Below are 9,995 nucleotides of genomic sequence, written 5' to 3'. Positions count from 1 at the left end.
AGTGACGGGGCTCGAACCCGCGACCTCCGGCGTGACAGGCCGGCACTCTAACCAACTGAGCTACACCCGCGCATTTTTCTAAAGCCCGTAGGCTTCGGTCACCACCGGCGTTTCCGTCGGTGTGAGCGGTCGTTTAAGGGGTTCGCGAACAAGTGTCAAGCGCATGTTTGGAGAAGAATTGCGATATTCTGCAATTCATTCACAAGCTTTGCAAAACACCCCGAAAACAGGCCGCTAGTGGTCTGATTCCAACATTTGCCTCCCTCGGTTCACGCGCTGAGCAAATGTTGGAATCAAAAAGACCACTAGCAACTATATGTATCTAGTGGATTTTTCGAATTTGACGTTTGAAACAGCGTATGTGTCAGCCGGGATTCAAACGTCAAATTCAATCCACTAGAATAGGCCCACGGCGCAGCAGCACACAAATGCTTGCACGACATGAAATACAAAAAAAGGGAAACAAATGAGGAGGCGTGGAGCGCCACTTTCAGTTCAACAGTGCATTTGATTGTGTTGAAGGAAAGTGGCGCGAGTGACGGGGCTCGAACCCGCGACCTCCGGCGTGACAGGCCGGCACTCTAACCAACTGAGCTACACCCGCGCATTTTCTAAAGCCCGTAGGCTTCGGTCACCACCGGCGTTTCCGTCGGTGTGAGCGGTCGTTTAAGGGGTTCGCGAACAAGTGTCAAGCAAGTGCTGAAAAAGAAAGCAAAAGAATTTTTGCCTTTCTGTGAAAAGGCCGGTTTTCCCGGCTTTTTCAAAGACATCCTGTTATCCACACCACGCTGACCGCCGCAACAATGACGGCGACCAGCGCGATGAATCACCTGCTGCTTCGGATATTCGCCCTCTCACCCGAACTTGCGATTCAAAATCTCTCATAGCGGGACATTACGAAGAATGTAACTGTGGTGTTACGCGACAATTCTCTCTATTCCATGTATCCATGCCTCCCCGATCCCTTTTAGCCGCCAAGGCGTGCAGAAAACGGATCGGTATAATATGAAGATCGCGCCGCGATAGACTGACTTGCTGCAAGAGCAGATGGAAAGGAATTGAGATGAGCTGGACACCCCATGGACAACACCTGATAGCTGGCGAGTGGGTTGCGGGGGAGACGACTTTTGCCTCGACACCGGCGACGGGTCCATCACATGAATTCGCAGTCGGTACGCCCGATCTGGTGGCGCGCGCCTGCGAAGCGGCAGAAGATGCTTTCTGGACTTATGGTTATACAAGCCGCGAAGAACGCGCCCTGTTCCTCGAAGCCATTGCCGACGAAATCGAAGCGCGCGCTGCCGCCATTACTGAAATCGGCACGCAGGAAACCGGCCTGCCGGCGGGTCGCCTTGAGGGCGAGCGTGGACGCACCACCGGCCAGCTGCGCCTTTTCGCCAGCCATATTCGCAAGGCTGACTACCTCGACCGTCGCGTGGACGAAGCCCTGCCCGATCGCAAGCCCGCACCCCGTCCGGAAATCCGCCTGATGCAGCGCCCGATCGGCCCAGTTGCCGTTTTCGGCGCATCCAACTTTCCGCTCGCCTTCTCGACCGCTGGCGGCGACACCGCCGCAGCGCTTGCCGCAGGCTGCCCGGTTGTGGTTAAGGGCCACTCCGCCCATCCCGGCACCGGCGAAATCGTCGCTGACGCCATTCAGGCCGCCATCGCCAAGACCGGCGTGCCGAAGGGTGTGTTCAGCCTCATTCAGGGTGGCGACCGCAAGGTCGGCGAAGCGCTGGTCACTCATCCGCTGATCAAGGCTGTCGGCTTTACCGGATCGTTGGGCGGTGGCCGCGCTTTGTTCAATCTGTGCGCCAAGCGCCCGGAACCGATTCCTTTCTTCGGCGAGCTTGGCTCGGTCAATCCGATGTTCATGCTGCCGGAAGCCATGAAGACCCGCGCGACGTCGCTCGGCGAAGGTTGGGCTGGCTCGCTGACTATGGGCGCCGGTCAGTTCTGCACCAATCCCGGCATTGCTGTGGTGATCGACGGTTCGGATGCCGACAGCTTTGTGCAGTCAACCCGCAGCGCTCTGGAAAAGGTCGCGCCGCAGGTCATGCTGACCGATGGCATTGCCAAGGCCTATCAGGACGGCAAGGCGCATTTCGACAGCCGCAACTCCGTCAAGCCGGTGCTGACCACCGAAAGCAAGGGCCGTGAGGCTTCGCCCAATCTCTATGAGACCACCGGCGACGCCTTCCTCGGCGATCACAGCATCGGCGAAGAAGTGTTCGGCCCGCTCGGCGTTGTCGTTCGCGTCAAGTCGGTCGATGACATGGTGCATCTGGCAAAAGGTTTTGAAGGCCAGCTGACGGCAACCTTGCACATGGACAAGGACGATGCCGCCGCAGCGCGCAAGCTTCTGCCGGTTCTGGAACGCAAGGCCGGACGCGTTCTGGCCAACGGTTTCCCAACCGGCGTGGAAGTGGTCGATTCGATGGTTCATGGTGGCCCCTACCCGGCCAGCACCAATTTCGGCGCCACCAGCGTCGGAACCATGTCCATCCGTCGCTTCCTGCGCCCCGTCAGCTATCAGAACATCCCAGCCGATGTGCTCCCTGCTGACCTCGCGTAAATAAACAGATGAGACGCAGATCAAAGTCTCAAAGAGCTTTGGTCTGCGTCTCATCATTACGGCGTGCAGCGGCGACGGTCTCAAAAGTCCAAGTCAGTTTCCATGGACGGATTCCTCAAGGCGCGCACGTTCGCGCAAGCGAAAGCTGCGGGGCGTTTCGCCTGTGAAATTCTGGAAGAAGCGCGAAAAATAGGCCGGGTCCGCAAAGCCCAGCGAATAAGCAATATGCTGGACTGACGACGGCATGGCGATCAGATCGTGCTTGGCCACCTCGATCAGCTTATGCGCAATCATATGTTGTGTCGTCTCGCCGGTGAGCCGCCGCACCAGCCGGTTGAGATGGGTTGGCGACAGGCCGAGCTGATCAGCATAAAACGCCACCGGGCGATGCTCGCGAAAATGCCGTTCGATTAGTTCCAGAAATTTTTCCACGCGCACATCGCTATAGTCAGGGTGTCCGGTCTCATCAAGTGACCCACTCAATCCATGACGTGACACCAGCACAATCATCGTCTTGAGCATGGACTCCAATATGCTGTTTTTATATGACTTTCTGGAATAGAATTCGACCTGTATCCGATTGACGGTCAAGGCTGCCAGTTCACGATCCTCCAGCGCGGCATCTTCCATCGCCACAAGTCTCGGCTCATTCAGCCAAGCTCCGAACGGCCCACCGCGGCGGTCGCCGACAAAGGGCATTTGCGGGCGCAATATCGTGATGATGTGCCCATTGATATCGCGTGAGAACGAAAACCCATGGTTGAATCCGGGCGGCACAAGAATAGCGCATGGCGTGCGAAAACTGTGAATCACGCCGTTGAAACTGGCATTGCCTGCGCCATCCTGAATGTACAGGAATTGAAAGAAATTCTCGTGACGATGCAGCGATATTTCAAACTGATACAGGCTGGATCTGGAATACAGCGTCTCACAATGTAGCCAGAAATCGGGCTTTTTATCGGTCCCTTCCCCATAGAGTTCATAGGTTGGAACATCGACGCGCATCATTCTCTCCTGCAGATTGCGTTCGATTTGTACAATTAATTGCAGCAAGAATCCATTGCCAGTTTGCAACGATTCCAAAAAATAAGGGGCATCGTTGCGTTGGGAGGAAATCATGCGCACTAAAGTCGCCATTATTGGTTCGGGTCCGTCCGGCTTGCTGCTCGGACAACTCTTGACGCGCGCCGGTATCGACAATGTCATTCTCGACCGCGCCAGCGAAAATTATATTCTGGGCCGCGTACGCGCCGGGGTGCTCGAAGAAGGCACCGTTCGCCTGATGGAAGAAGCCGGCGCCGCCGAGCGCCTGCACCGCGAAGGCCTGCCGCATGACGGCTTTTCGCTTGCTTTCGACGGTCGTGATCACCGCATCGATCTTCACACCCTCACCGGCAAGCGCGTGACCGTCTATGGTCAGACGGAACTGACGCAAGACTTGATGGATGAGCGGCACAAATCCGGCACTGTCGGCATTTATGAAGCCGCGAATGTTACGCCGCATGATTTTGACGGCGCATCGCCTTACGTCACCTACGAAAAAGATGGCGTCACGCACCGGATCGATTGCGACTTCATCGCCGGTTGTGATGGCTATCACGGCATCAGCCGCAAATCGGTGCCCGAAAAGGCCATCACCAATTTCGAAAAGGTCTATCCTTTCGGATGGCTTGGCGTTCTGGCGGATATTCCGCCGGTCGATCACGAACTTATCTACGCCAATCACGAACGCGGTTTCGCGCTGTGCTCAATGCGGTCGGAAACCCGCAGCCGCTATTATCTGCAGTGCTCGCTGGACGAAAAGATCGAGGATTGGAGCGACGACCGCTTCTATGACGAATTGCGCCGTCGTCTGCCCGTGAACCATGCGGAAGCTCTGGTGACAGGCCCCTCTTTCGAAAAGTCGATAGCGCCGCTTCGCTCCTTCGTTGCCGAGCCGATGCGTTTCGGAAAACTGTTTCTCGTCGGCGATGCCGCCCATATCGTTCCGCCGACCGGCGCGAAGGGCCTCAATCTGGCGGCCAGCGATGTCCACTATCTTTTTGAGGGCTTGCGCGAGTTCTATCTCGAAAATTCTGCAGCGGGCGTGGATGCCTATTCGGCCAAAGCACTGGCGCGCATTTGGAAAGCGGAGCGCTTTTCCTGGTCGATGACGAAAATGCTGCATCGCTTCCCGGACATGGAAGCTTTCGATCAGAAGGTTCAGGAAGCGGAGCTTGACTATATTAGCCATTCTCACGCGGCATCGACCGCGCTGGCGGAAAACTATGTAGGATTGCCGTTCTAAACATAAGCAATCAAACATACGGCGCGCTGCTTTGTACTTAAGTGGCGCGCCATCGTGCCTATCGGTGCGCGTCGGGCTTGAATGCGAGGAAATATCGGACTTAAGTCCTCGAAAGAAAGTCTGTGTGCAGCGGTGTTGAATCATTTCTTATTTGGACACAAACATAACCATTGAGTTATGATTTCGGCAGACAATATCATTTTACATAAACAGTCAGATCGACATTCTAGAGCGCAACCCGAAAAGTGTGGAGACGGTTTTCGGAAAGATGCGCGTTAGGCAAAAGTTGGGACGCGCCGATCTGATGCAAACAGATCGAAACGCGCTCTAAAATAGGACATTCCATGCGATACTGAGACGGTCAGGCGCAGGAATGTTGGGCAACCGGGAGGAAGACATGAAGAAAATTGCACTCACCGCGCTGGCGGTATTGTCGCTCACCGCATCCGCGGCTTATGCCGATGCGGTCAAGGTTGGCGTTATCGGTCCGTTTTCGGGACCATTCGCCATTCAGGGCAAGAATTTCAAGGCCGGTATCGACGCCTATATTGCCGAACACGGCAACAAGGTCGGCGAGGACACGGTGGAAGTCGTTTATCGCGATGTACCGCAGGCCGATCCCGCGCAGTCCAAGGCACTGGCGCAGGAACTCGTCGTCAAGGAAGGCGTGCAATATCTGGCAGGCTTCTATTTCACGCCTGACGCCATGGCCGTCACGCCGATCCTGAAGCAGGGCAATGTGCCGATGGTGGTGATGAATGCCGCCACGTCCGCAATCGTGACCAAGAGCCCCTATGTGGTGCGCACATCGTTCACGACCTGGCAGACCTCAACCCCTATTGCCAAAGTGGCAATCGACAAGGGCGTGAAGAAGGTCATCTCGGTGGTCAGCGATTACGGTCCGGGCGTCGATGCGGAAAATGCTTTCAAAGCCGCTTTTACGGAAGCTGGCGGTGAAGTGGTGGAAGCCATCCGCATGCCGCTTGCCACCAATGATTTCAGCCCGATCATGCAGCGCATCAAGGATTCCGGTGCGCAAGGCGTTTTCGCCTTTCTACCGTCCGGTCCCACCACGCTCGGTTTCATGAAAGCCTATGTCGATAACGGCCTCAAGAAAGACGGCGTACAGCTTTTTGCGCCGGGCGACCTGACGCAGGAATCCGATCTTCCCGCCCTTGGCGAAACGGCGCTTGGCGTGCTGACGACCTTCCATTATGCGATTTCGCACGATTCTCCGGAAAACAAGAAGTTCGTCGAAGAAGCGGGCAAGGCCATCGGCAACCCAGCTGAATTGTCCTTCCCGTCTGTCAGCGCCTATGACGGAATGCATGTCATCTACAAGATGATCGAAGCAACCGGCGGCAAGAAGGATGCGGAAAAGGCTGTGGAAGCCGTCAAGGGCATGGAATGGATCAGCCCGCGCGGCCCGGTTTCCATCGATCCGGAAAGCCGTCACCTGACGCAGAATATCTATCTGCGTGAAGTCGCCAAGGCGGAAGACGGCACCTATTACAACAAGGAAATCCAGACCTTCGAAAAGCAGGGCGATCCTGGCCTCAAGGCCAAGTAATTCACCTGCTTGACGGTTCAGCCCGCCTTATATTCCAAGGGATATGAGGCACTTGCGCTCCCGGAACGTTCCGGGAGCGACTTTCTCTCCGCCTCCGGCCAGAGAATCGATCTAGAGCGTTCCGGCTAGAACGGAATCATGGAACCGCTCTATCTCTTTGTTTTACGCATTATCCTACGCAAAACCGCTATGCGCTTATGCTGGAAATGCTCCAATAGGATTACTCAATGCAGACTGTGCTCAGCATTGCTGTCGATGCCCTCGCCTATGGCATGGTGCTTTTCGTCATCTCTATCGGCCTTTCGGTCACCATGGGCCTGATGCGCGTCGTCAATCTGGCGCATGGCGCCTTCGCTATGATCGGCGGCTATTTCGCGTCTTACGCCGCGCATCAGCTTGGCCTCAATTACGGTTTTGCCATCATTATTGCCGTTATCGGCACGATGATCATCGCTGTTCCGGTGGAGCGCCTGCTCTATCGCCGCATCTATGGCGCACCGGAACTGACGCAGGTTCTGATGACCATCGGCATCACATTCTGCATCATCGGTCTGACAAACTATATTTTCGGCCCGACGCTGAAGACCATCCCACTGCCGGAAATGCTGCGCGGCTCGATTGATCTCGGCTTCCGCGCCATCGCCAAGCATCGCGTTTTCGCCATCGGCTGTGGCCTCGCCGTTGCAATCGGCCTCTGGTACATCGTTGAACGCACCGCCTTCGGCGTCAAACTTCGCGCTGCTGTCGATAACGCCAATATGGCTGCCGCGCTCGGCGTTCGGACCGAAATCGTCTATGCGATCAGCTTCGCGCTCGCCATCGGCCTTGCCGCATTCGGCGGTGTCGTCGGTGCCGAACTGCTGCCCGTCGAGCCCTATTACGCGCTGCGCTATATGGTGACGTTTCTCGTGGTCGTTTCCGTCGGCGGCGCTGGCTCCATCCCGGGCGCTCTTATCGCCTGTCTGCTGCTCGGCGCTATCGACACAACGGGACGCTATCTCGCGCCAGAATATGGCGAATTCTTCTTCTATCTGGCGGTGATCGTGATCGTTACCCTGTTTCCACGCGGCCTTGCCGGAAGGTTGGCCAAGAAATGACCGACATGTCGCAAACTCTCCCCCAAAACCGCAATTCCTATGCGGGCCTGATTGGCGTCATCGCCATCATTGCGGCCAGCGTCATCGGCTGGTTCCTGTTCCCCGACAATCTGGCGCTTCTGACACGCATCATCGCCATCGCGCTTCTCGTACTCTCGCTCGATCTCGTCACCGGCTATTGCGGCATCGCAACGCTCGGCCATGCAGCCTTGTTCGGCGCTGGCGCTTATGGCGCGGGCATTGCCGCAGCGCATTTCGGCGTGACCGACCCGCTGCTGATGACGTTTATCGGCCTCGCCGCTGGTGCCGTCACCGGCCTTGTTTCCGGTGTCGTCATCCTGCGCGCCCATGGATTGGCACAGCTCGTTCTGTCGATTGCCGTGGTGCATCTTTTCCATGAAGCGGCCAACAAGGCATCCAACTGGACCGGCGGCAGCGATGGCCTGAGCGGCATTTCGCCCGATCCTATCTTCGGCATGTTCGAATTCGATCTTTATGGACAGACCGCCTATATTTTCGGTGTCATCCTGCTCGTCGTGTCGTTCATTTTCCTGCGCTATGTCGTGCGTTCGCCATTCGGCATGTTGTGCCGGGGCGTGAAGGAAGACCCGATCCGCATTCATGCCATGGGCGCATCGGTTCATTCGGCGCAGCTTCGCATGTATGTCATTTCCGGCGCCATTGCCGGTGTTGGCGGCGCGTTGAACGCCATTTCCACGCAGGTCGTGGGTCTCGACAGCCTCAGCTTCACCATGTCGGCGGAGGCGCTGGTCATGCTGGTTCTGGGCGGCACGGGTACGCTGTTTGGCGGCCTGATCGGCACCGTCGTCTTCATGTGGTTCGAAGATCTGGTTTCTGCCGCCAATCCGTTCCATTGGCTTACCATGGTTGGCGCATTGCTGATCCTCGTGGTGCTGTTCGCCCCGCGTGGCCTTTATGGCACCGCTGTCCATTATTTCGAGAAGCGGAAGGCGCGCAACCCATGAGCACCGTGTTTGAAGTATCGAAGCTGCGCAAGAATTTTGGTGGCCTTGCCGTCACGAACGACGTCTCGCTCAGCATGGCCAAAGGCGACCGTGTTGCCCTGATCGGACCGAACGGCGCAGGCAAGACCACATTCGTCAATCTCGTGACGGGAAACCTTCCCGCCACCTCCGGCACAGTGACGCTGGGCGGCGAGAATGTCTCGAAACTCAACGCCATGCAGCGCGTGCGGCGCGGTCTGGTGCGCTCATTCCAGGTCACGCGGCTCTTCTTCGACATGACGCCGGAAGAGCATGTCGCGCTTGCGGTTCTGCAACGCGAAGGCAAGACCGGGCGCATTCTCGGCGACTACCATAAAATGCCGGCCGTGATGGATGAGGTGCGCGATATTCTCGACACGCTCGGGCTGCTGCCGCTCAGTCAGCTGCGCGTCAGCCAGATCGCTTATGGCCAGCAACGACTGCTGGAGATCGCGCTGGCACTGGCGCTGCGTCCAAAGGTGCTGTTGCTGGATGAACCTGCCGCCGGTGTGCCGCAAAGCGATACGGGCCGCATCGAAGAAGCGCTCGACCGCCTGCCCGCCGATCTTGCTGTTCTCATGATCGAGCACGACATGGATCTGGTTTTCCGCTTTGCAAAACGCGTTATCGTTCTGGCCGCTGGAACCGTGATTTTCGACGGACTGCCGCAAGATGTCGTGCAGGATACCCGCGTCCGTGAAGCCTATCTGGGGAGCTATGCGCAATGAGTGCAGCCTCGCTTGAAATCCGCAATCTTTCGTCCGGCTATGGTCCTACGCGGGTCATTGAAGATGTGTCGTTCAAAGCCGAACCCGGCTCACGGCTGGCCATATTAGGGCGCAACGGCGTCGGCAAGACCAGCCTCTTTGCGACCATCGCCGGACAAACCCGGCGCTATGGCGGCGAAATCCTGCTTGGCGGCCAGAATATCGCGACATTGCCGTCAGCTGCCCGTGCGCTTGCCGGTCTTGGCTATGTACCGCAGACACGCGATGTCTTCCCGACACTCACGGTGGAAGAAAACCTGTTTGTCGGCCTGAAAAAACGGCCGAAGGACGCGCTTGAGGAAGCCTATGCCATGTTCCCTCGCCTGAAAGAGCGGCGACGCAATCTCGGTTCGCAGCTTTCCGGCGGCGAGCAGCAAATGCTTTCCACCGCACGCAGCATTCTCGGCAAACCGACGGTGCTGCTGCTCGACGAACCGCTGGAAGGGCTTGCGCCGGTCATTTGCGAGGAACTGATGGCAGCCTTCTCGACGCTGGCGCAGAAAGGTGACATGACGATCCTGCTCGTGGAACAGCGCATCCAGAGCGCACTCGATTTCGCCGATCACGTCATCATTCTGGAGCGCGGCCGCATTGCGTGGTCGGGGACGTCCGAACAACTGGCGTCGGACCAGCACGCGGTTGAAGAACATCTCGGCGTCGGCGGCTTGCATTGATCGAGCGCCACTCGGCGC

General features: G+C 57.2%; 8 protein-coding genes and 1 tRNA gene. 7 read left to right on the top strand and 2 right to left on the bottom strand.

Annotation, left to right across the window (positions count from 1 at the left end):
- Positions 1 to 527: 527 nt before the first annotated feature.
- Positions 528 to 604 (bottom strand) — tRNA-Asp (locus HWD97_RS12910).
- 459 nt (positions 605 to 1,063) lie between these two features.
- Here HWD97_RS12910 and HWD97_RS12905 point away from each other — a divergent pair.
- Positions 1,064 to 2,578, top strand: coding sequence for an aldehyde dehydrogenase (NADP(+)) (locus tag HWD97_RS12905; protein ID WP_140025089.1), 1,515 nt, complete (start codon positions 1,064 to 1,066; stop codon positions 2,576 to 2,578).
- 93 nt (positions 2,579 to 2,671) lie between these two features.
- Here HWD97_RS12905 and HWD97_RS12900 read toward each other — a convergent pair whose 3' ends face one another.
- Positions 2,672 to 3,583 carry a helix-turn-helix domain-containing protein gene (locus HWD97_RS12900; RefSeq protein ID WP_109368792.1) on the bottom strand — a complete coding sequence of 304 codons (912 nt, stop codon included), beginning with the start codon at positions 3,581 to 3,583 and terminating at the stop codon, positions 2,672 to 2,674.
- 112 nt (positions 3,584 to 3,695) lie between these two features.
- Here HWD97_RS12900 and pobA point away from each other — a divergent pair, with 112 nt between their 5' ends.
- The 6 genes from pobA (at position 3,696) to HWD97_RS12870 (ending at position 9,977) form a co-directional block, all read left to right on the top strand.
- Positions 3,696 to 4,865, top strand: coding sequence for a 4-hydroxybenzoate 3-monooxygenase (gene pobA, locus HWD97_RS12895; protein WP_109368791.1), 1,170 nt, complete (start codon positions 3,696 to 3,698; stop codon positions 4,863 to 4,865).
- Between the two features lie 397 nt (positions 4,866 to 5,262).
- Positions 5,263 to 6,435 carry an ABC transporter substrate-binding protein gene (locus HWD97_RS12890; RefSeq protein ID WP_371835094.1) on the top strand — a complete coding sequence of 391 codons (1,173 nt, stop codon included), beginning with the start codon at positions 5,263 to 5,265 and terminating at the stop codon, positions 6,433 to 6,435.
- Between the two features lie 227 nt (positions 6,436 to 6,662).
- The gene (locus HWD97_RS12885) at positions 6,663 to 7,532 is read left to right on the top strand and encodes a branched-chain amino acid ABC transporter permease (RefSeq protein WP_109368789.1); all 870 of its coding nucleotides are present in this window, start codon (positions 6,663 to 6,665) and stop codon (positions 7,530 to 7,532) included.
- Positions 7,529 to 8,518 (top strand): branched-chain amino acid ABC transporter permease, encoded by a 990-nt coding sequence (locus tag HWD97_RS12880; RefSeq protein ID WP_371835093.1) that lies wholly within the window; start codon positions 7,529 to 7,531, stop codon positions 8,516 to 8,518. Before HWD97_RS12885 ends, HWD97_RS12880 begins: the two co-directional genes overlap by 4 nt.
- Complete coding sequence (locus HWD97_RS12875) at positions 8,515 to 9,264, top strand: ABC transporter ATP-binding protein (RefSeq protein ID WP_124915630.1); 750 nt, start codon at positions 8,515 to 8,517, stop codon at positions 9,262 to 9,264. Before HWD97_RS12880 ends, HWD97_RS12875 begins: the two co-directional genes overlap by 4 nt.
- The gene (locus HWD97_RS12870) at positions 9,261 to 9,977 is read left to right on the top strand and encodes an ABC transporter ATP-binding protein (protein WP_371835092.1); all 717 of its coding nucleotides are present in this window, start codon (positions 9,261 to 9,263) and stop codon (positions 9,975 to 9,977) included. Before HWD97_RS12875 ends, HWD97_RS12870 begins: the two co-directional genes overlap by 4 nt.
- Positions 9,978 to 9,995: the final 18 nt, after the last annotated feature.

This window comes from Ochrobactrum sp. C6C9 (assembly GCF_022627935.1).
GTDB lineage: Bacteria > Pseudomonadota > Alphaproteobacteria > Rhizobiales > Rhizobiaceae > Brucella > Brucella teleogrylli.
The sequence above is the reverse complement of the archived record's forward strand: the minus strand, read 5'-3'. Positions and strand labels throughout refer to the sequence as shown.